Below are 22,711 nucleotides of genomic sequence, written 5' to 3' on the forward strand. Positions count from 1 at the left end.
GCGTTTGCGCAAATATTTCAGGCTTATTCCGAAGGGCGAACGAAGTATTCTGCTCCCTCCGGTTTGGCAAATTGCGCGGGATCGGTTACCAACTCCGAGACTACCACGTTTTCAAAGTTTACCGGATTGCGCGCCGCCCCAATGGTTCGGCCTTCATACTCATGCCAGGTAATGGACTTGGGTAATAGCAAGCCGCGGTATTCCTTCCAGTCGTTATACCGGATCCACTTAACATTATCTGAATCTTCCCCGGTGCGGTAGGTAACCGTATAGCCCAACCAGGCCATTTGCTTGGTCTCGGGATGATAGTGTATGTAGTATTCATCCTTGGGGGAAGTTCCAATATCCGCGCCATAGGTGATCTGGATTCCCGGATACGACACGCCTTCAAATTCCAGATCCGGAGTCTCCCCGTAATTGATGCCCGGGTCGGCCAGCACAAAGGGCATGGCATAAAAATAGAACATCAGGTTATGGTAAAACTCGGGATTCCCCTTGTAGTTCTCATCCGGATCGAGCAGCCAGGTTCCCGTCCCATCATAGCCCATGGCATAGGCTTCTGTTTCTACCCGGTCGTTGCGGGACCAGAGATCAATGGTATGGGTTTCGGAAAAATCACCTTTCGGAAGATCGTAGCGCAAGGTGCGTTGCTTTTTCCATTGTTCCAGACCGCCATGTGCCTGCATTACTTCCACCAGTGATTCGGGAAAGGAGGCGTATAACGCTGTCAGTTCCGCGTCCTTATCCGCAAGTTCCTGCGTCGTGACATCATTGGATGCGTCAGTATTTTGCTCGGGGTTTTGCTTACAGGATACCGTAACAATCAGAATAAGCAGGGTGGTAAAAAGTCTCATGGGAGGTTTGTCTTTAGTTGATGCTTCGGTCGTAAGTTACAATTCAGCCTTACACCGGGCAGTTTATTTTACAAAATCCCTTTAATTGATTTTTATACCTTAGGTCACAATATGTCCGGGAACTCATTTAAGCTTTTTTGATGAAACGTAAATGGCGGAAGCGCATACTCGCCCTTTTGGCCTTGCCTTTTGCGGTAGTTCTCCTGAGTAACCTGATCATTGAATGGGGTACTTCGGGTAAGCTATATGACGATGTTACTGCCGTGCCCTACAACAAGGTCGGCATCGTCCTGGGTACTGCCAGGCACCGTACCGAAGGTGGAATAAACCCATACTATCAAAATCGGATCGACGCTACCGTGGACCTCTTTAATGCCGGCAAAATATCATTCGTTCTGGTCAGCGGCGATAACGGTAGTATTTATTACAACGAACCGGATACCATTAAGAAAGATCTTATAGAAGCAGGAATTCCCCAGGAGCGAATATTCCTGGATTACGCCGGTTTCCGGACACTGGATTCCATGATGCGGGCCAAAACCGTTTTTGGGCTGGATTCGGCCACGATCATTTCCCAAGAGTTCCATAACGAACGCGCCATATTTATTGCGGGATTCAAAGGCCTGGATGCCATAGGCTATAACGCCGAGGACCTCAGTGGTCGTCAGGGACTTAAAGTACAGACCCGCGAGGTTTTTGCCCGGGTAAAAGTCTTTGTGGATTTACTGCTCAACACCCAACCCAAATATTTAGGAGAAGGCGTCCGGATCGAATAATTTAATGGAAATGAATATCTAGTAAGAAACCACAGCTAACCAACCATGCAAAAACTCAAAACCCTGCTTCGGAATTTAGGCCCGGGCCTGCTCTTTGCCAGTATGGCCATCGGAACTTCGCATTTGGTGCTTTCCACCAAGGCAGGGGCTACCTATGGGTGGATCATGATTCTCCCGATTATCCTGGCCAATCTGTTGAAATATCCCTTCTTTGAATACGGGATTCGGTATACCAATGTTACCGGGCGCAGCTTAATAGAGGGGTATGCACGAAGGGGGAAAGCGTATATGTGGATCTATGCCGGAATTACTCTGGTAACCACGTTTACCATCCTGGCCGCCCTGTATATCGTTACTGCAGGGCTGCTGGCGAACCTGTTTGAAATAACCGAAATATCCATCACCTGGATTGCCCTGGGGCTTTTCCTGTTCATTAGCCTGGCCCTGATTGTGGGTCGGTATAGCCTGCTGGAAACGACCTTGAAAATAGTCATCAGCATTCTCTTTGTGGCCTTATTGGTAACCACAGTAATGGTGCTTTATAAACCTGCCGTCACAGCCAACCCGGACTTCGTGCGCCCTCCCCTATTGGATTCCGTTGGGGTGTTGTTTTTAATCAGCCTGATCGGGTGGATGCCTACCGCGGTGGAAGCCAGCAGCTGGATCAGCCTCTGGAGTCTGGAGAAGTATAAAATGCTCGGTAAGAAGCCTAGCCTGAAGGAAGCCCTCCAGGAATTCAACAGCGGCTACATCACCACGGCCCTGCTGGCCGTTTTCTTCTTGGTAATCGGGGTGCGCACCCTGTACGGAACCGGCACGGAGCTCAGCGGACAGGCTGTTACCTTTGCCGACCAGGTCGTGCAACTCTTTACCACGCATATCGGGGACTGGGCCTATATATTCATCGCTGTTTCGGCTTTTGCCACCATGTTCAGCACCTGTATGACCGCTCATGATGCGATTGCGCGCGTGAGTATTGATGTGGTGGAATACCTCCGGCCCGACAAGAAGCGCTACACCCAAAAGTGGCATTATGCTTTGGTGGTAATACTACTCACCCTGGTTAATTTTCTGGTCCTAACAGCCTTTAGTGCCAACATGGGGCAGTTGGTTGCCCTGGCTACCTTTATTTCGTTTGTTTTGGCGCCAGTGGTCGGCTACATGAACCTGAAGAATGTGACCAGCGAGGACCTGCCTGCCGAGACGCACCCCAAGCGCTGGTTGCGCGCCCTCACCTATGCCGGGATTGCTTTCCTGACTTTTTTCGCGGCGTACTATTGCTGGGTATTGTTGGCCTAGCGATATATTCTTAGTCCCAATCCTTACAGGCCTGATTACAATTCATTGAAATTGAGCACAATTAATGGGTAGCGCTCATTCTGGTTGTGGAGCATTTCCAGGCAAAAGACCCCTTCCTTACAGTTGTTCATGATCTGGGATTCCCCCAGGCCCTCTACCTCAGCGATACGTTCCGCCGGAACCCCCTGACTTAGCAGATATTGCTCAATAGCCTTAGCCCTGCGCTGAGACAATTGCAGGTTGGTTCGGGAACTCCCGCGACTGTCCGTGTGGGCTTCAATACGCACAACCATATTGGGGAAGCCTCTGAGGATAGCTACGGCCTCGTCGAGTTTGGGCAACATATCCGGGGTCAGGGCTGTCGTGCCTTTGGGAAAGAGGAAACGATCAATATCCAGTACTTTCTTGCCTTCCCGATCGCGGACCACAGCATCCAACGGAGCCAGGATCACCTCGCCGATTCCACCTTCCTCCTGAGAAGCCAGAATGGCCTGGCTATCGAATAAGGCTGCCGCGTGTTTCTCCCTGGAGATCTCCAGACTTACATCCTCCCGCCAGGGCAATTCCGCATAGTAACGGCCATCCTCCTGGCTGAGTACCTGCTGGAGTTCATTACCGGCAGGATCGAGGATACGCACCCGGGAGCCTGCCAATGGATTCCCAATGGGATCAATTACACGTCCCTGAAACACCAGGGTTTTGATTCCCGGAGCTTCTGAAAGCCTAAAGCCATAGAGATCGTCACCACCCAAGCCACCGGGTCGGTTCGAACTAAAGTAACCCAGATAACCTTCCCCCTGCTCTTCGCGTACGATCAGGCCAAACTCGTCGTGGCGGGAATTGATACCAGGCCCCAGGTTTACCGGGATGGTAAAGAGGTCGTCGCCCCGCATTTCGGCCCGATAAATATCCATGCCGCCAAAACCGTAAAAGACATCCGAGGCAAAATACAGGCTGCCGTCCTGAACAAAAGGGGCAATTTCATTACCCGGAGAATTGATCCTCGGGCCAAGGTTTACCGGGGAGGACATGATCCGCCCCTGGTTCGTTGCCACGTAGTAAATATCGGTACCGCCATATCCCTGCTCAAAATCGGCTGCGAAATACAAACGCTCTCGTTCAGCATCGTAATAGGGGTAGTAAAAAGAAGTGGCCGGGTCGCGGAGTAAGAGCTGCAAATCGCCTTCGCGGAAAGCCAGGGCTACGGCCAGGGAATTCTTTCCATTTTCATCAAAAGTCATTCGACCCCGTTCGGTATTGGATCGCACGTAAAACACCGCATCCAGATTGGGGCTGTAAAAAGGGGTTGCCTCATGGTATTTGAGTTCCGGAAGCCAGTCCAGGGGTCCGGGATTCCGGGCTTGCCCCCCAGCTTCGAGGGTTGCCACAAAGACATCCATATAAGCCTCCCCGGATGGGCCATAGACCTCTTTTTCCCCCTGGCTGCGCGAGGAGCTGAAAAGCAATCGGTCGTCCCCATAAAACGCAGGGGCAAAGTCTCCGCCCGTACTATTGATGTTCAGGGTAAAAATTTCGTATTCGGCCGAACCCAGGTCCTGCTCCAGCACCGCCTCGTTGAACGTGGCATTCTCCATTAATTCGCCCGTAAGCATGGACTGGCCGGCACGGGTGTACGCCTTAACGCGTTCCGGGTTGGAAGTTTTGGACAGGGCTTGCAGCATGCGGTTGAAATCGGCTGTCCCCAGCACACTATCCTGTTTGAACAATTCCAGGTAGATCTCAGAGGATTGCCCGTACTGACGCAATTTAAAATAGGACTCCGCCAATTTTAATCGCTGCTGAGGAGTAAGTGGAGCCTTTCGCGCTTCCTGCTCGTAGGCCTCAACGGCTTCGGCATAGTTGTATTCAAAGTACAGGCGATCCCCAGTCGAGGATTTCTGTGCCAGGGCAACCGAACACAGGCTGCACAAAATGAATGTTATACTCCAAAGTCGCTTCATAGTTCGTCTTAGAAAAATCTCGGGCTGTCGATCTGCTTGCCCTTTTTCTTATTCTTGTCCTTATCGGTATCGCGATTGCGTTCCCCACCTCTACCTAGGTAGAATTTCAGGATAAATTCGTGGGAACCGCTGTTGAATTCCCCTAACCCGTTGGTATTGTAATCATAGGCATAGCCAATGAAAATGCTGGGGTTGATCTGGAAGCCTGCCAAGCCACTCACGGCATTGTCAAAGCGATACCCCGCCCCTACAGTGACCACATCGCTGATCAGGAAGTTGGCCGAAAGATCTGTAGTTAGCGGTGCCCCGCTGATATAACTCAACAAGAAAGCCGGCTTGAATTTCAGGTTGTCACTTAGGTCAAAAACATAACCCCCGATAAAGTGAAATTGAATCTGGTCTTCCACGATTTGTGCCACCTCATCAGAAGTCAATCCGTCGGTCAGGAAATTGGGCACCGAGGCTCCCAGGTACCACTCTTCGCCATACATGAAGATTCCCGCACCCACCGTTGGGTAGAATTCATTGATATTTTGTGCATCCAGGATAGGTTCCCCTGGGTTTTCAAAAGTTCCCTTGCTGAAATCCGTATTCAGGATATTTCCCCCTGCGGATAAACCAAAAGACAAAAAGGACGACTCGCTTAAATTAACCTGGAAGGAATAGCTGACATCGACAAAGGTTTGGCTAACCGGCCCCAGCTGGTCGCTCATGGCGTTAAAACCGAGTCCGTGCTGTTCTCCGATAGGCACATTGGCCCCAAAGCGAAAGGTGCGGGGAGCGCCCGGGATATCGATCCACTGGGAACGATATAACAGGCTCAGATCGGGGGTTTCCACACTTCCGACATAAGCCGGGTTAAAACTTCCGATGTTATACATGTACTGCGTGTACTGGGGTTCGCGCTGAGCGCTGACCAATACGGGCAGGAGGAATAGCAGCGCCCAAAGGCTTTTGCGTACGATCATCGATATGGATTGAGGTTTGCCCGCAGTCTGCTTCATCTTATCGTATCAATTGGATCCATCCTTTAACCGCCTCGGTATCCGGGCCGAGTTGCAGGATATAAAAATAGGTGCCCTCCGGTGCCAGGCTGCCTTCGTAATTACCATCCCAAACCGCATCATCGACCATATTCACCGCCTCAAAGACGAGTTGTCCGTAGCGATTAAAGATCTGAATTGAATTTTGTGGGAAGGTCCCGATGTCCCGAATCTTGAGGAAGTCATTGGTTCCATCGTTATTCGGGGAAAACTGGTTGAACACAAAGCCCGGGTCGGCTGGGTTCAATACATTGACCACTACCCGTACACTGTCTTCGTCGTTATCCGGATTGGCATCGGCAGGGCTGGATCCCAAATAGCGTGCGGTATTGACAAAGTCGCCCGGGGCTCGGACTTCCACCTCAATTTCCAGATCCGCACTCGCACCCAGGGCCAGATCGGCTACCTCCCAAAGGCCAGTATCCACATCATAAGTTCCCAGGGTTGTCTGGTGAATCCTGTAAACAAAGACATTGGTGTCCAGGATATCCTCGATTCGGATATTGCGTAAATCGTCGTCCTGGCTAATGTTGGTAATCCGTATCCTGAAGGTGATGATTTCCCCGGCAATCGGGCTTATGCGATCGGTCTGGTAATTGTTCCCGGAAAGGATATCGCCAATCTTGGCCGATTTCTCAACTTCAAGGTCTACTCCTTCCGGCAGGTCCACATCTACTTCTACCGTAGACGAATCGTTGGTTGGATTATCGTCTAGGGGGAAGGAAGTCAGTAGCTCTGCGGTATTGCTAAATACGCCGCCTTCGAGCACCACGGCGGTTATCCGTAGACTGGTCTGGGAGAGCGGGTCCATTTCAGGGATGGTCCAGGCTCCCGTGGCGGGATTGTACTGCCCCTGGTCAGCATTGTGGCTTACATAGGCAAAACCGCTTTCCAAGAGATCCCCCACTTCGATGCGCAGCACCCGGCTGTCACTGAGGTTGGCCAAGCTAATATTGAAATTCACCTGTTCTCCAATAGCGGCTACCTCAGGATCCACCGTCTTGATAACCTCCAGGTCAATCGGGTCCGGCTCACAGTCCGGGGTTAAATTCGGGTCACAGGGGTCCAGAGGATCGGAACCCTGTACAATTTCGTCCCCATCGGTAATCCCATCGCCATCGGTATCACAAAGCCCGTTGGTATTATCCGGAATACAGGGATCCTGGTTTGCGGGATCCTGCTGGTCGTTTACCCCATCCATATCGGAGTCCTCGGTGTTCGAATCCAGGGCATCGATGATTCCGTCGAAATCCTCATCTAAGGGATTATCCGGATCACCGCCAACTTCTTCTCCATCGTCAATACCATCCCCATCCGTATCGGGGTTATTGGGATCGGTCCCCAGGGCCGCTTCCACCCCACTGAGCAGGCCGTCACCATCGTCATCGGTATCGCAATTGTTTACGCTGATGGTTACCTGAGCCGATTCGTTTGTACAGGGTGCTTGTGCCCCGTTAGTGGTGTATTCAAAGACGTAGTCCCCATCGGGTACCCCGGTGAAATCCACGATATTATCCGCACCAATGACCAGTCCGTTGGAAGGGTCGGAGATGACTGCCCAGGTTCCGGCATCCTCCCCGCTGAGTTGCTCGTCCAGATCCAAACTAGTTGGCCCATAGGTCGGATCACTACAGGAGGAACCATTGGATGGCACCCCTGCGGTAACCGAGGGTATCACCGTGGCCACAACCGCTTCCCGTGCGGTAGCACAACCGTTGGCAAAGGCCTCTACATAAAAGGTGGTGGTCTGGGTGAGGTCCGGCATAAAAGTTGTCCCCGTGGCAATAGGCGTATCCGAATCAATGGCATCGTACCAGTTAATCGTCGGGTTGTTAGCACTATTCGGAATTTCTCCGCTGGCCGTTAAGGTCAGTACTCCCGGATCGCAAATTTCATCGCCCTGCCAATCCAAAAGTACCGGGCTTTGGTTCTGTTCCAGGGTAATCTCCAGGGTTGGGCTGGAACAGTCATTTACCGGATCGTAAAAGAAGGCGTAGTACGTACCCGGGGTTGGATTGTCGATTGCCGCCTGGGTCAATAAGGCCCCGCTATCCGGAAAATCCGGACTGGTACTCCATTCCAGGGTGGTCCCTGCCGGAGGTGTACTATTGGTGAAATCACTGAGGCTGGGTAAGGTGTCGTCTGTACAGTAGACCGTGGGAATTCCTGTAGACACAGGAGCCTGATCCCCGGCATCGCAAGCATCGTCATTAATGATCGTCGCCTGACCGGTTCCCTTGCTTACCGCTGCATTCTGAACATTTTCCAGGAGGAGTTGAAAGGTTTCATCGTCTTCCTTATCGTCATCCGCGATTACCTGAACCGTAGCCGTGGTCTGGGTTCCTCCCTGGGGAATCTGCCCGGGTTGTTCGTCCAACTCCACGTAGTCGTTGTTGCCAAGGGTAGCTGTTCCGTTCTGGGTGCTGAGTTCAAAATTGATATTCTCTACCGCAATCCCCTCATCCACACTAATGGTAAACGTGAACGCCGTTTGCCCGCCGGTACCTTCCGCCTGGGAAATGTCATCAATGGAAATGCTATTGGCATCGTCGTTCTGGATAGTTCCTGTCCCGGTATTCTGGCTAATGGTTGCGCCTGTTGGGCTGCTGAGCACTACGGTAAAGGTCTCCCCGAATTCCGGCTTGGTATCCCCGTTTACGGGTACATTGATCACTGTACTACTGGCGCCCGCTGCAATGGTGCCTGTTCCGGAAGTATTTACATAATCCCCATCGGCAAGGGTGGCCGAACCATCCTGGGTAGCGTAGGAGAATTCGATGTCCTGAATGGCGGTCAAGCCTCCTCCAACGGTTACATCAAAGGAAAAATTCGATGCTCCTGCATCCCCTTCGTTCTGGCTCACATTCCCGATGGCAATGGTATTGCTGTCGTCATTGACAATAGTTCCGATCGCGGTATCGTTCGCACTGGCATCCGCTCCATTGACATTGACAATCTCTACCTCAAAAGTTTCATCCTGTTCCGGGATGTCATCGGCAACCACTTCAACAATAACATCAACGCTATTGGCTCCCTCCGGGATTATGAATAGATCAAAATTAAGCGGATCAAAGTCGGCATTGTTGTCCGCAGTAATGGGTTGGGTATCTATCCGAAGGCGGATATCATTAAGCGCGGCGCTTCCGCCGTCCACACTTGCCACAAAGGCAAAATTCGTTGTCCCCCCGCCGGACCCTTCGGCCTGGGACAAAGGCGCAATGCTCACGGTCTGCGCATCGTCGTTTTCTATGGTTCCCGTACCCTGGTTATCCGTTGCCGTAGCCCCGGAAACCGGATTCAGTGTAATGGCAAAAGTTTCGTCGGCCTCTGCCGTGGTATCTCCGTTCACGCTAACGGTAACGCTGGTGGCATTCTGGCCAATGGCGATACTTCCCGCAAAATTACTGAGGGCCACATAGTCCTGCCCGGCAGTAGCGGTTGCATCGGCCGTGCTCACGGTAAAATTGATAGGATTTACCGCATTGCCTTCGTTGACGCTGATGGTAAAAATAAAGTCCGTGGTCCCTGCATCCCCTTCTTGTTGGGAGACATCGCTTATGGAAAGTGTATGGTTTATTTTGGTGCTGGTATCCCCCACAGGAATCCCGCTGTTGCCTACCGTATCGGTGAGGTTAAAAACCAGGGAGATCTGGCCATCGGCCAGACCGCTGAGATCAATTCCCCCTATAGTCCCGTTAGCTGCGGTAATGGTTCCCGTGGCCACAACTGGGGGTCCCCCATTGTTACTGGTAAACTGATAGGAATACGTTGCTCCGACCTCCGCGCCGGTATAACTAATACTTACCGCTGTCTGATTCAGCAGCGTAATCGGATCCTGGGTTATTTGCGCTGCAAATCCCGTAGGTGGAGTGGCATCCTTGGTACTGGTATCCTGTACTATGGGGCCAAACCCACCTCCGTTACTCATCTGGAAACGCAACAGGATGGGCCCATCGGCCAGGCCTGTGATATTTATGTTGTTTGTGGGGTTAATCCCGAAAATCCCGTTACCGGTTACCGTATTGGCAAACTGATCGGAGAATTCGTAAGCGTAGCTGTCGAGGGCTGTTCCTCCCGTAACGGTAAAACTAACCGCATTGTCGTTCGCTGCGGTAATTGGATCCTGGTCTATGGTCACCGTGTAGCCACTGGGTTGTGCCCAGAGTGCAGCGGAGTATATGAGTAATGCGACAAAGGCCAAAGCCCTGCCGATTCGCTTTAGCATGGGGCGCTGCATTGCCGAATGGGGTCTTTTAATCATAGCTGGCGCTTGTTAAGCGTCTGATTTTCAGACCACAACACAAGGGTGTAGGTAGGGCATAAATTTGGGGATTCAATAATACTAAAAAAAGGTAGTCTCCCCCAATTTAACCGGTCAAAATCCCCGATTTACAGGATGAATTTCCCAATCAGCTCAAAATTCTCTGAATCGAGCAAATATGGGTATCAAGGCAGTTCTTAAATCGTTGCAGAAGAAGCTTCAACGGAATTATCGATCTTGCGCACCAGCCCCTGTAAAACCTTGCCTGGGCCCACCTCAATAAATTCAGTGGCCCCGTCAGCAACCATCTGGCGAATGCTTTGGGTCCATTTTACCGGAGCAGTAAGCTGGGCGATCAGGTTTTGACGAATGGCGTCGATATCGGTAACGGCGGTTGTAGTGACGTTTTGGTAAATCGGACAACGCGGCGCGCTGAATTCGGTGGCGGCAATGGCTCCGGCCAGTTCTTCACGCGCAGGCTCCATCAATGGGGAGTGGAACGCACCCCCAACAGGGAGCACCAGTGCCCGTCGGGCCCCGGCTTCTTTCATTTTTTCACAGGCAGCCTCGATGGCATCGACGGCCCCGGAAATCACCAACTGACCCGGGCAGTTGTAATTTGCTGCCACGACAACCCCAGGAGTTGCTTCGCAAAGCTCTTCCACCACATTGTCGTCCAGTCCGAGCACTGCTGCCATAGTACTTTCCTGGGCTTCGCAAGCTTTTTGCATGGCCTGGGCACGCTGGCTCACCAACTTTAACCCGTCTTCAAAGGACAGGGCCCCGGCAGCCACCAAAGCGGAAAACTCACCCAAAGAATGCCCGGCAACCATATCGGGCCGGAAACTATCCCCGAGTACTTTACTGAGCACAACGGAATGCAGGAAAATAGCCGGTTGAGTAACCTTGGTCTGCTTGAGGTCTTCAGCAGAACCTTCAAACATGATGTCGGTTATGGAAAAACCGAGAATGTCATTGGCGCTTTCAAAATACTCCTGTGCGTTGGGATGGGCTTCGTAGAGGTCTTTACCCATGCCGCTGAATTGTGCTCCCTGTCCGGGAAAGATATAGGCTTTCATACGTGTTTGGCGTTTGGATGCAAAAATACATCATCCCGGGGACTCCCAGAAAACCAACCCTACTTAAACCAACCGCTGTACTTGATATAATTTCGGGCGATGCGCTCAATCTCCCCCTCCCGGAGTTCGGGACTCACCTCAGCGATTTTACGGGCAGGCATGCCGGCGTAGATACTTCCTTCTGGGACTATGGTGCCTTTGGTCAGTACGGCACCTGCGGCAATTATACTGTTGGAATGCACCACGCAATCGTCCATAATGATACTGCCCATCCCCACTAAAACCTTGTCCTTGAGTGTACAGCCGTGGACTATGGCATTATGGCCTATGCTAACGTCATTACCGATAGTAGTGGGAGATTTCTCGTAGGTACAATGGATAACGGCGCCATCCTGCACGTTTACCCGATCACCCATTCGAATAAAATGAACATCCCCGCGCAGCACGGCGTTGTACCAAATGCTGCATTGACTGCCCATAGTTACTTCGCCAACAATCACGGCGTTTTCGGCCAGGAAACAATCTTCACCAATTTGGGGGGACTTGCCCCGAACTTCACGAATAATGGCCATGGAACTACAAATAGATTTGAGCGATTAGACTGCCTGCCAACTTACTCAAAAAAGGCGAGTAATTCCTTTTTGCGCGAAGGGGAAACCGAAATTTCCTTCCCGCTGGAGAGGACGACACTGCCCCCCTTCCCCCTGCGGTAGTGCACCACCTCGCTTACATTGACCAAATAGGATTTATGAACCCGGGCAAAGGGAAATTCCGACAGCGCCTCCTCGAAGTATTTCAAGGTCTTGCTGATGAGTATTTTCTTATTCTCCAGGTGGATCTCGGTATAATTATCGTCTGCTTTACAGTAAAGGATCTCGTTCACCTTCAGGACCTGGAAGCCATCCTGCTGGGGAAGGGTAATCTTGCCTTCCACTTTCTGAGTCGACTTCAGCACGCGGTCCCCGAGGCTTTCCTCCTTGAGCTTTACTTCGCGAACGTAATCGACTGCGGCAATCAGGGCATCGATATCGATGGGTTTCATCAGGTAGTAGGCGGCATGGCTGTTGAGCGCATCCATGGCATAGTTTTCATAAGCGGTAACAAAAATGGTTTCAAAGTCGCGCTCTGGAAGCTGCTCGAGCAGGTCAAAGGCATTCCCAAAAGGCATTTCCACATCGAGGAAGACCAGATCCGGCTTCCCTTTTCGGATAGCCTCCAGGCCTTCTTTGACATTAGCGCCTTCCCCAACCAGGACCACATCCTTGCAGTAGGAAGCGAGGTAGGTGCGCAGGATCTCCCGGCTTTGGGCTTCATCATCGATCAATACAGCTTTCAATTCCATAATTTCTAACTTCTGAGGGTTACCTGTACCAGGGTCCCGGTTCCATCCGTATTGAGGTCGCGGACAGACACCGTGATCCGGTCTCCATACATCTTGTTCAATATTTCTATCCGCCTTTTGATATTCCCCATCCCGCGCGATTTCTGGCGTTGCTGGTTGGGCGTCTTTAAGGCTGCCGATTGTTTTCGGCCAATGCCATTGTCACTAATTTCTATCTGGAGTACTCCGGGCACAACCGGGCTGAGTCTCAGGCGCAAATACCCTTTCTCCTCCTTGTAGCGCAACCCGTGCCAGACGGCATTCTCCAGGTAGGGTTGCAAGAGCATAGGGGGAATGCCAAAGTCTCCGGGATTCACTTCGGGGTCCACCTCAATTTCATAATCGAACTTGTCCGGGAAACGGGAGTGTTCGAGTTTCAAATACAATTCCAGGAGTTCCAGCTCTTCGGTAAGCGGAATAAAGTCTTTCTCCGAGTTCTCCAGCACCGTGCGCATCAGGCGTGAAAAATCACTCAGGTAGCGATTGGCGCTGCGTTCGTCATTTCTGGCAATGTAATTATTGACCGAATTCAGGGCATTGAATATAAAGTGCGGATTCATTTGACTGCGCAAGCCCTTAAGGGCAAGCAGGTGATTCGACAACTCCTTCTGGCGGTTGCTGCGGTAATAGAGGAAGGCGGCCAGTGCGGTGAGCAATAACCCGAAAATCAGGGAATAGATGATTATGCGTTGCTGGCGATTGTTCTCAATGCTCAACTGCTGCTCGGCCAGGGCCAGGTCGTACTTACTCTTGGACAATAAGCGATCCTGCTCCAGGGTCCGGATGCGATCCTGGGAAGTAGCCATTTGCCGGCTAAAACGGGCGGCCTGAGAAAGCTCCTGCTCCTTGCGCACATATAGAGTGTCAACCAGGGCCACATATTCCTGATAGAGTTCCATAGCCCGCTCAAAATTACCCTGGTCGCGATACGCCTCGGATAATTTGCGGGTTGCATCTTTCTGGATAACCAGGTCGCCTTGGGAACCGGCTTCCCGGATACTCTCAGACAAATAGGGTATCGCCTCCTGGAAACGGGATTGGGCCAGGTAAGCGGCTCCGATCTTGTAATTGATCCCCTGAACGGTAATTGAATCGGCCTCGGGCAAAATCACCGTTGCGCCTATGGCCTTGAGTTTTTCCAGGCTTTCCTTGCGTTGGGTAATCTCCTCCTGGAAGCGGCTGCGCTTTTGGAAAAAATCCGCCAGGTTTTCACTTTCCAGCACCGCCAGGGAAGGATTCTGGGTTTTGGCTTCCTCCAGGGAATTGCTGAAATAGGCCTCTGCCTCTACCGGGCGCTCCGCATTGTCGTAGGCCATGGCAATTTTTGAATTCAATACAGGCACTTTGGCCACTAATTGGTTCTTTTCTGCCACCGTCAGGGCCCTTTGGTAGAGGGAAACAGCCGTATTAACCTGCTCCAGTCCTCCATAGGCATCCCCGAGGATTTCATATAATTCCAGGCGCTGAAACGGGATCAGTCCCGAACGATCTGCCTCCGGCAGTAAGAGGTCCAGGGCTTCCTGAAATTGCTCATTTAACACATAGGTCTTCCCGAGTAGTAATAAGGTCCGGGAGGAATCGAATTGCTCCAGGGCTTCCCGGTAATTGGATATAGCTAGGTCGTACTGCTGGTGGAACTGATAGATCTCACCTAGTGTGGTCAGGGAGGCTGCCAGTTCCCGGGCATAACTGCGCCCGTCTAATAGCTCTATTGACCGGGTAACAAAGGCCAGGCTGCGCTCGATATCGAGCTGTTTGTAATGTAGGGCGGAATCCAGTAATTGCCGGTGCTGTTCCGTCTTACTCAATTGCGGTTCCGCGGCCCTGTTCAGGGTTTCGGGCTCAATGTCTCGGACCAGGATTTTTATGTCCTCATTATTTCGGATGCGATACCGTACCGTTTCCATGTCAGGGTCGGAAACGATCAGCATATCTCCGGCTGCCGCCATTATTTTGAATTCCCCGAACTGGTTGGTTAGGGTGTAGGCACCCTGATCCGTACTTACCGAGATTCCGGGGATTGGCGTTTCCCGTACCTCGGTAACCACCTTACCCTTAAGCTCAAATTCGCCCCGTAAATTCGAAGGGGTCTGGGCGCTCAGGGCCAGGGACAGGAAACACAATAGTATGGTAAAAACGCTGGATTTCATGGCGAATAGCTCCCGTAAACTTAGGCGATTTCCACGGGTTATAAAAGTCTGCAAAAGCCGGTTTTTGACGGTTTACAGCCATTTTTGCCTGCCTGGCTCAACGGGCAAATTCGTTCCCTAACCCAAAAGGCCTGCTGACGCATCGCCGCTTTTATTTTCAGGGAATTGATAGGAGATTGCCGGAAAGTGGTAGGTTGGTGTCGTTGGAGCAAAGCCTGATTCGGGTAAAACCTGAGTCGGGCTTTGTATTTTAATAATTTGCCGCAGGGCAGTAACAGTCGTAACGGTTCTCCCGCTTGGGTCCAAAGTCGTAGCCGAGGGTTATTTGGTGGAATCCCCCGTTATCCAATCGGATATCTCCGGACTGATAGGAATAATTATAAGCAAACATGAAGCGGTTGACATTCAGGCCCACAAAGGGTGTAAACAACTGCAGGCGCTGCTCCCCGAAGGATCCATTCGAAACAAACTGGGCCCCGTCAAAGCTTCTGCGATAGGAAAGTCCTCCCCATACGGTACCGAAAGCAACATCCTTGTACACCTTGGCATTGAGGTCAATGGTTTTCTCCTGGGTAAAGTCGGTCAGTTGGAACAGTACAGAAGGCTCAATTCTAAAAGAGCTTTTGCCAAAGATATACCCCACCGAAAACAGGTAGCGGCGCAAATTATCAAAGAGGGGCAGGTTGGGATCGTCGGCGCGGCCAATACGGTAGAGTTCCCGCTCGCTGTTCAGCAAATTTAAAATGGAAGCATGGGCATAGAAATCCATGTACGAATACGACATCCCCAGGTCGATATTAAAATAGGTCGCGCTGATATTGGCCCCGGTAACGATAGGATCGGGAACCACAGACCGGAACTCTGTTTCGTCTAACCGGCTCTGCAGCACTGTCGGACTCAGGGCAAAAGAAAGCTGGTTCAGTATCCTGAAATCACTTGCCAGGGGCAGGTGATGCGCGTAAGTAGCCTTAAACCCCGTTTGGGAGTGGTACCCATTGGCATCGTTGAAAAGCACAAAACCAATCCCACTGCGACTATCGGGGAGTCGCATGTGCGCATTGATGGTTTGCATATTGGGGGCCTCGTCTACGCTGAACCACTGTTGGCGGGCAGTAAGACGGATCTTTCCCCCTTCCCCAATCCCCGCCATAGACGGGTGGACCAGGTAGTAATTATCCATCAAATAATCGAAATAAACCGGAATTCCCTCCTGCGAATGCGCGTGAAAAGCGAAACTGAAAAGGGCCGCGAGACTAAGTAGGATACGTTTCATCAGGAGGAGAAAGGGCTAGTGCTTAAGGGCGTTTAACATAGTGTATAACGGAGTAAACTGTACATTATTATTCTACCTACTCCTTCGAAAATACCCTATTTTTGCAGAAATTTACGCGCTATGGAGAACTTTGTGATAACCGTGCGGGAAACCAACAACCCCGCTATCCTGAAATTCGAAGCCAACAGGACCCTGATCGGGACCGGTTCCTACGAATACAAAAACATCGATGAGGCCGCCGACTCCCCGTTGGCCCAACAGTTATTTTACCTGCCCTTTATCAAGACTGTATATATCTCGGGAAACTTTATTGCCCTGGAACGTTACGACATTGTTCAATGGGAAGACGTTAAGGACGAAGTGGCCCAGCAACTGGTCGAGTATCTGGAATCCGGAGCTCCACTGGTACGCGTTAAGGACCGCAAGCCGGAAGCCATAACTGTATATGCCGAAGTTACCCCCAATCCAGCGGTAATGAAGTACGTGGCCAATAAAAAGTTGGTCGATTCGGTATTCGAATTCAAGAATATCGACGAGGCGTCAGAATCGCCCCTGGCGACCCGCCTGTTTCAGTTTCCCTATGTGCGGGAAGTCTTTATGGACCTGAACTACATCTCGGTGACCAAATACGAGGTAGCCGCCTGGGAGGAGATCGGAATGGAATTGCGCGAAAGCATCCGTGAATTTCTGGTGGAAGGCGGAACGGTCATCAATCCCGGAGCCACAGCAGCGGTTAGCAATACCGGCCCGAATATGAGCGGTCTTGCCCTGGAGGGTACTGCGCTGGAAATCGCCAATATCCTGGAGGAATACGTAAAACCAGCAGTTGCCGGAGATGGTGGAAATATCGTTTTCCAGGACTACGAAGAAGAAAGTGGGAAGGTGCATGTGATTCTGCAGGGCGCCTGTAGCGGATGTCCTTCCTCTACGTTTACCCTGAAGAATGGCATTGAGACCATGCTAAAGAATATGCTCGGCGACAAGGTCGGGGAAGTGGTTGCGATTAACGGTTGATTGCCTTGGGAATCCGATGGTGGTTTCGTATTTTTAGTGGAATACATAAAACACTATAACCATGGCAGTATTAAAAGTAATTGAAGTTTTAGCGAATTCTAACAAGAGCTGGGAAGATGCGGCAAAAAATGCCCTGAATCAGGCTTCAAAATCCGTTAAGAACATCCGTTCGGTATATATCAACGAGCAGAGCGCGTCGGTAAAGAACGGAGAGATCGACGAATATCGCGTTAATGTCAAAATCACCTTCGAAGTAAAATAGCGACAGCGATTACAAGCTATTGCGTCCCGGAAGTTCCGGGACGTTTTTGTTTAAAGCCTATAGCATTGCCATGAGCCCATCCAAACCCGAAAATACTGCCGGCACCCCCAACGCCCTGATCGGGGAAACCAGCGCTTACCTCTTGCAGCACGCCTACAATCCCGTAAACTGGCTGCCCTGGAAACCCGAGTCGCTTAACAAGGCCGCGGCAGAAGACAAACTATTGCTCATCAGCATCGGGTATGCGGCCTGCCATTGGTGCCATGTGATGGAAGCTGAATGTTTTGAAGATGCCCAGGTAGCAGCGCTGATGAACAGGGCTTTCGTACCGGTAAAAGTAGACCGGGAGGAACGCCCCGATGTAGACCAGATCTATATGGACGCTCTGCAACTGATGACAGGGTCCGGCGGGTGGCCGCTGAATATTGTAGCCCTGCCGGACGGAAGACCTTTTTGGGGAGCCACCTATTTACCCAGGGAACAGTGGATGCAAGCGCTCTCACAACTCGCTACGCTCTATAAAGAACAGCCGGAGAAAGTCATTGAATATGCCGAGAACCTGACGGAAGGATTACATCGCCTGCAGGAGGGTCAGGGTTCCGGGCAGGCCAATCCCCTGGAATCTGAACGGGAGGCTCCCAAAAATCTTCTGGCCTGGGCCGAAGGTATGGCCAAATGGAAACAGCGATTTGACCCCGAATATGGCAGTAACCGGGGCGCCCCGAAATTCATGATGCCGGCCCAACTGGATTTCTTGTTGCATTGGGCAGTAACCAACCGGGACGAGGAGGTCGAAACCCATGTGAATACCAGCCTGCTTAAGATGGCCTGGGGTGGTATTTACGACCAGCTTGGGGGCGGATTTAGCCGCTATTCCGTAGATGCACGGTGGCATGTCCCCCACTTTGAAAAAATGCTCTACGACAACGCGCAGCTTTTGGGAACCTATGCCCGGGGCTATGCCCATTTCAAAAACCCGCTATACCAGGAAATTGCGCAGGGCATATTCACCTTCTTAGAGCGCGAATTGCAGGCTCCCGGAGGGGGCTATTACGCCTCCCTGGATGCTGATAGTCTCGACGCCAGGGGAGAAAGCACGGAAGGAGCCTATTACGTCTGGAAGGCCCAGGAACTTAAAGACCTGCTTGGTTCGGATTTTGAAGCATTCGCCCTGGTCTATAATGTAAACGAGTTCGGGCATTGGGAAGCGGGGAATTACGTATTGATCCGGAACCAGGAAATGGAAACCTGCGCGACCGCATTACAAATTGATCCGGAGGTACTCAGCCAGAAAATGGCCAGCTGCCGCCAAAAGTTGCTGGACTACCGGGAAAAACGCCCAAGGCCCGGGCTGGACGATAAAATTATCTGTGGGTGGAATGGGTTATTGCTCGCCGGTCTCGCCGATGCAGCGGCCTATCTGGAAGGCTCGGAGGAAATGGAGCAAGCCGCAACCGCTTTAGCTGCTTTTCTCCTGAAACGCATGCGCCTCGAGGACGGAAGTCTCCTGCACAGCATTGCCAAACAGACCAATGGCCCCACGGGATTCCTGGAAGATTATGCTGCCCTTATCGACGGCTTAATTCGGCTATACAGTCTTTCAGGCACCCTGAGGTGGTTGGAGGAGGCTGAGCAATTAACACAATATGTTCTGGAACATTTTTCGGATCCACAGCAAACCCTCCTGTATTTCACCTCCGATATTCAGGAGTCCCTGATTCGTCGCAGCCGGGAGACAGCCGATAATGTAATTCCATCCTCCAACGCGATAATGGCTTTAAACCTAAAGCGGCTCGGATTGCTATTAGGTAAAACAGCCTGGGTAGAGCAGGCCCGTGAAATGTTTACTGCAGTACTTGCCGATAGCACTTCCTATCCCGCGCAATATGCCTTGTGGTTGCAGCTTGGGCTATCCATGCAGCAGCCTTTCTGGGAAGTGGTCACCAGCGGGCCTGAGGCCAAATCCCTGAGTCGGCAGCTGCAACAGCACTACCTGCCCAATACGTTGCATGCTTTTCATGAGGAACCTACGGATTACCCGCTTTTCAAGGGGAAGTTCGAAGCCGGTTCCACCAGGATCTTCCCTTGCCAGCAAGGGAGTTGTCAGCAACCGTTGCGCAGTATGGAGGCTGCCATCGAGACCATAGCGGCTCCCTGGACTTAACACGGTCTTAATCCCCGGAACTTGACATTCCCCCTGTGTAGTCCTTACCTTTGCACCCGCATTACGAGAAAACACAAAAATCTGAACACTACTTATGGAATCATTAGATCAATACTCAGAATATATCGAGAAGGCTACAAACTGGTTTTGGGAATTTCTCCCCAGCCTGATCACAGCCATCCTGACCCTTTTCGTAGGGCTTTGGATTATCCGGATTATCAATGGGCTTGTTCGGAAATTCTTCGATAAAAAAGACTACGACGAAGCCCTGGAGTCCTTCCTTCAAAGCTTCATCCGTGCCGGGCTGAAGTTTATTCTCTTTGTGCTGGTAGTTACCCAACTCGGGGTGCAGACTTCCTCCCTGGTGGCCATGGTGGGAGCCGCTGGTTTGGCCATTGGCCTTGCCCTGCAGGGCTCCTTGTCTAATTTTGCCGGAGGTGTGCTTATCCTGCTCTTCAAGCCCTTTCGCGTGGGCGATTTTATCTCGGCCCAGGGCGTAGACGGTACGGTCAAGGAAATTTCCATCCTGACCACCAAACTAAACACCTTCGGGAATCAGATCGCCATCCTGCCCAATGGTAAACTGGCCAACGAGAATATCATCAATTTCAATGCTGAGAGCACCCGAAGGAACAAAATCGACGTAGGGATCGCCTACGGCGCGAACATTAAGCTGGCCAAGGATATCCTGCTGGAAATTTGCGCAGCGGACGAGCGCATCCTGAAAGAACCGGTACCCGAAGTATACGTTGGCGCCCTGGCCGATAGCTCAGTAAACTTAACCCTGCGTTTCTGGGCGAAAAACGAAGATTTCTGGGCAGCCCATTTCCACGTGATGGAGACCCTGAAATATCGCTTCGATGAGGCAGGCATTGAAATTCCCTTTCCACAACGCGACATTCATATTATTCAAAATGGGGAGGCCGGACCTTCAGAGAAATAACGTCAAGTCCTCGCAGAAATTAACCGGGGCCTTCAGAGAAATAAAGGCCCTTATTTTCCTCCCGGAATAAAATCCTTGAGGTAGTTGGGTTCAAAGTAAGCGGTGTCCTGGAAATCTCCGGCAGTAAAGGCCTCTTGGGCCAGTACGCCCATAAAGCCCGCAGAAGATTGCAGGTCCGGATGGAAGGCAAAAGGCGGATCGGGTAAAACCTCCATAAGCTTGGCTGCACCATTCCCAAGCAAGTGAAGCGTTCCTTGCTTTCGGTATTCACTGAAGGAGTTCTCATCGATTACTTCTGCCCGGGTATCGCGAATTTGTTCTCCATTGAAATTGAAAACGGCAGAATAAACTTCCATGCGTCTTGCATCCAGCACGGGTATAAGCAAGCCCTCGCCCGCAGGCTTTCGCATAGCATCCAGAAATCCTGCTGCCATTATGCGCAGGGTTCCGATTGCTATCAGCGGGATATCCAGGGCAAAACACAATCCCTTGGCCGCTGAAACCCCAATTCGCAAACCGGTATAAGACCCCGGACCCTGACTTACTGCTACTGCATCCAGGGTGTCGGCGGTAATCCCCGCGTCCTGCAATACCTCCTGAATAAATACATGAAGCAGTTCTCCATGGGTATACTGGGGGGACGGATCTTCCCGCAGCGCCCGTAGTTCGGTATTTTCAAAAAGCCCTACTGAACAATTGGTAGAAGCCGTTTCCAGGGTTAGTATCCACGCCATGGGTCAAAGATAAAAAACCCCGCAATCGAAAAATCGATCGCGGGGTCATAAGATTTATGAAACATGGGGTCGGTTAGACCCCGGGGTTCACCATATTTATTACTTAATCCAAAGTGATTGGCAATCCGTAAAAGAATTCAAGAACCTTAATACGGAAAATATAAGCATACTTTGAGCGAATCACTTCGGCCTGGGCATTGTCCAGACGGGACTGTGCCTGCCCGAAATCAAAGGCATTCAACAACCCTACCTCGTAGCGCTCTTTGGCGTACTCGTAAGCCGTTTGCCTGGCTTCCAAAGCACGTTGAGCCGACTCATAGGTCTTAGCGGCATTGGACACATCTGCATAAGCTGTATTTACCGTTGTTTCCAGGTCCAATTTGTCCTGCTCCAACTGCAACTCAGCACGCATCAGGTCGATTTCGGATCGCTTGACGTTGTTCCGGGTGCTCATACCATTAAAGATGGGTACATCTACTCGGACACCATAGGAGATTCCGTCATTCAACCATAACTGATCCGAGAAGCTAACCTCCTCCCCGGATAGTGGATCACGGGTCTGATCGGAGTATCGGGTGTTGTAGTTAAAGAACGCCCCAACTGTCGGGAAGTAAGCTCCCTTTGCAATCTGTACGTCTTTCTCGGCCAGGGTAACTCCTGTCTCGGAGAATGCGATATCGTTTCTAAAGGTCAGGGCCTGTTCGTAGATAGAGCGCGGGCTGTTTTCCAGAATACTCGAAGCCGGCACATCGTAATCTACCTCGGCAATATCAAAATTCTCATAATCCGTAATTTGCAGCAATTGGGCCAGGGCAATACGCGACAGGATCACATTGTTTTCCTGGTTTACAATAGTCTGCTCCTGCCCGGCGGCCGTAGCCTGTACCTCGAGTAAATCACCCCGCGGAAGTACACCGGCATCGACCTGCTCTTTGGTACGCTCAAGGTCCTGCTGGGTAACCGCGTAGTTTGCACGGGTAGCTTTCAGTGTTTCCTTATCCGAGAGCACCTGCAGGTAGGCTGTAGCGACGTTGATCCGGATATCGTCCTTCAGGTCGTCCCTGCGATACTGGTTTGCCAGGGTGTTGATTTTAGCCCGTTGTATACGATATACATTACGCAGCCCGTCGAAGAGGTTCATCGTCGAGGTCAGGTTCCCTGTAGCGGTTATGATCGTCGTAGTTACCGGTGCATTGGTCGTTGGATCAAAGGTCAGACCCGTGTTTCCACCTCCTTGTATACTACCATTGAGACTTGGCAGCAGATCGTTCTTGGCATCGGACTGGTCTATTAGGGTACCTTCGTAATCCAATTCTATCTGTTGAATAGAAAGGTTATTTTCCACCGCATAGGTAACGCATTCCTCCAGGGTCCACTCTCGCTTCTGAGCCTGGGCCGTACCCAGTCCCAAAGCAAAAAGCAAAAGGAATAATACGCCACTTTTTCGTGGCTGCAATAGTTGCGAACTGTTCATTTTTTGATGATTTACTCGGTTTGTGATGATTGGTTGTTCTGTG

17 protein-coding genes are annotated in these 22,711 nt (G+C 51.3%); 6 read left to right on the top strand and 11 right to left on the bottom strand.

The features are described from left to right. Nucleotides 1-23 precede the first annotated feature (23 nt). Nucleotides 24-854: a DUF6503 family protein gene (locus BM318_RS02940; protein WP_092980547.1), complete on the bottom strand. Its 831-nt coding sequence runs from the start codon at nucleotides 852-854 to the stop codon at nucleotides 24-26. Between the two features lie 140 nt (nucleotides 855-994). Here BM318_RS02940 and BM318_RS02945 point away from each other — a divergent pair, with 140 nt between their 5' ends. Next, the gene (locus BM318_RS02945; RefSeq protein WP_092980549.1) at nucleotides 995-1,630 is read left to right on the top strand and encodes a SanA/YdcF family protein; all 636 of its coding nucleotides are present in this window, start codon (nucleotides 995-997) and stop codon (nucleotides 1,628-1,630) included. 45 nt (nucleotides 1,631-1,675) lie between these two features. Then, nucleotides 1,676-2,929: an NRAMP family divalent metal transporter gene (locus BM318_RS02950; protein ID WP_092980551.1), complete on the top strand. Its 1,254-nt coding sequence runs from the start codon at nucleotides 1,676-1,678 to the stop codon at nucleotides 2,927-2,929. Nucleotides 2,930-2,964: 35 nt separating this feature from the next. On the opposite strand, the gene BM318_RS02955 is transcribed toward BM318_RS02950, so the two are convergent. The 8 genes from BM318_RS02955 to BM318_RS02990 all read right to left on the bottom strand — a co-directional run bounded on the left by BM318_RS02955 (nucleotide 2,965) and on the right by BM318_RS02990 (nucleotide 16,077). After that, nucleotides 2,965-4,890, bottom strand: a complete 1,926-nt coding sequence (locus tag BM318_RS02955; RefSeq protein ID WP_092980553.1) for an OmpA family protein — start codon at nucleotides 4,888-4,890, stop codon at nucleotides 2,965-2,967. 8 nt (nucleotides 4,891-4,898) lie between these two features. After that, nucleotides 4,899-5,858, bottom strand: coding sequence for a PorP/SprF family type IX secretion system membrane protein (locus tag BM318_RS02960; RefSeq protein WP_092982045.1), 960 nt, complete (start codon nucleotides 5,856-5,858; stop codon nucleotides 4,899-4,901). Between the two features lie 37 nt (nucleotides 5,859-5,895). Continuing rightward, nucleotides 5,896-10,194 (bottom strand): Calx-beta domain-containing protein, encoded by a 4,299-nt coding sequence (locus tag BM318_RS02965; protein ID WP_092980556.1) that lies wholly within the window; start codon nucleotides 10,192-10,194, stop codon nucleotides 5,896-5,898. Nucleotides 10,195-10,391: 197 nt separating this feature from the next. Further along, nucleotides 10,392-11,273, bottom strand: coding sequence for an ACP S-malonyltransferase (gene fabD / locus BM318_RS02970; RefSeq protein WP_092980558.1), 882 nt, complete (start codon nucleotides 11,271-11,273; stop codon nucleotides 10,392-10,394). Between the two features lie 59 nt (nucleotides 11,274-11,332). After that, complete coding sequence (locus BM318_RS02975; protein WP_092980560.1) at nucleotides 11,333-11,845, bottom strand: gamma carbonic anhydrase family protein; 513 nt, start codon at nucleotides 11,843-11,845, stop codon at nucleotides 11,333-11,335. 41 nt (nucleotides 11,846-11,886) lie between these two features. Next, entirely contained in the window at nucleotides 11,887-12,615 is a 729-nt protein-coding gene (locus BM318_RS02980; RefSeq protein ID WP_092980561.1) for a LytR/AlgR family response regulator transcription factor, read from the bottom strand. 5 nt (nucleotides 12,616-12,620) lie between these two features. Beyond that, the gene (locus tag BM318_RS02985) at nucleotides 12,621-14,804 is read right to left on the bottom strand and encodes a histidine kinase (RefSeq protein WP_092980563.1); all 2,184 of its coding nucleotides are present in this window, start codon (nucleotides 14,802-14,804) and stop codon (nucleotides 12,621-12,623) included. A gap of 250 nt (nucleotides 14,805-15,054) precedes the next feature. Then, the gene (locus BM318_RS02990; protein WP_092980564.1) at nucleotides 15,055-16,077 is read right to left on the bottom strand and encodes a PorP/SprF family type IX secretion system membrane protein; all 1,023 of its coding nucleotides are present in this window, start codon (nucleotides 16,075-16,077) and stop codon (nucleotides 15,055-15,057) included. A gap of 120 nt (nucleotides 16,078-16,197) precedes the next feature. Here BM318_RS02990 and BM318_RS02995 point away from each other — a divergent pair, with 120 nt between their 5' ends. From BM318_RS02995 to BM318_RS03010, 4 genes are all read left to right on the top strand, one after another. Continuing rightward, entirely contained in the window at nucleotides 16,198-17,091 is an 894-nt protein-coding gene (locus BM318_RS02995) for a NifU family protein (protein WP_092980566.1), read from the top strand. 61 nt (nucleotides 17,092-17,152) lie between these two features. After that, nucleotides 17,153-17,353, top strand: a complete 201-nt coding sequence (locus BM318_RS03000) for a dodecin family protein (RefSeq protein ID WP_092980568.1) — start codon at nucleotides 17,153-17,155, stop codon at nucleotides 17,351-17,353. A gap of 70 nt (nucleotides 17,354-17,423) precedes the next feature. Further along, on the top strand, nucleotides 17,424-19,517 hold the full coding sequence (locus BM318_RS03005) for a thioredoxin domain-containing protein (RefSeq protein ID WP_092980569.1): 2,094 nt from the start codon (nucleotides 17,424-17,426) through the stop codon (nucleotides 19,515-19,517). Between the two features lie 94 nt (nucleotides 19,518-19,611). After that, nucleotides 19,612-20,460, top strand: a complete 849-nt coding sequence (locus BM318_RS03010) for a mechanosensitive ion channel family protein (RefSeq protein ID WP_092980570.1) — start codon at nucleotides 19,612-19,614, stop codon at nucleotides 20,458-20,460. 50 nt (nucleotides 20,461-20,510) lie between these two features. Here the strand turns inward: BM318_RS03010 and tsaB are convergent, their stop codons facing one another. Both tsaB and BM318_RS03020 read right to left on the bottom strand, forming a co-directional pair. After that, on the bottom strand, nucleotides 20,511-21,194 hold the full coding sequence (tsaB, locus tag BM318_RS03015; protein ID WP_092980571.1) for a tRNA (adenosine(37)-N6)-threonylcarbamoyltransferase complex dimerization subunit type 1 TsaB: 684 nt from the start codon (nucleotides 21,192-21,194) through the stop codon (nucleotides 20,511-20,513). A 103-nt stretch (nucleotides 21,195-21,297) separates the two neighbouring features. After that, the gene (locus BM318_RS03020) at nucleotides 21,298-22,668 is read right to left on the bottom strand and encodes a TolC family protein (RefSeq protein WP_092980573.1); all 1,371 of its coding nucleotides are present in this window, start codon (nucleotides 22,666-22,668) and stop codon (nucleotides 21,298-21,300) included. Nucleotides 22,669-22,711: the final 43 nt, after the last annotated feature.

Origin of the sequence: Robiginitalea myxolifaciens, assembly GCF_900115205.1 — a bacterium.
Classification (GTDB): Bacteria; Bacteroidota; Bacteroidia; order Flavobacteriales; family Flavobacteriaceae; genus Robiginitalea; species Robiginitalea myxolifaciens.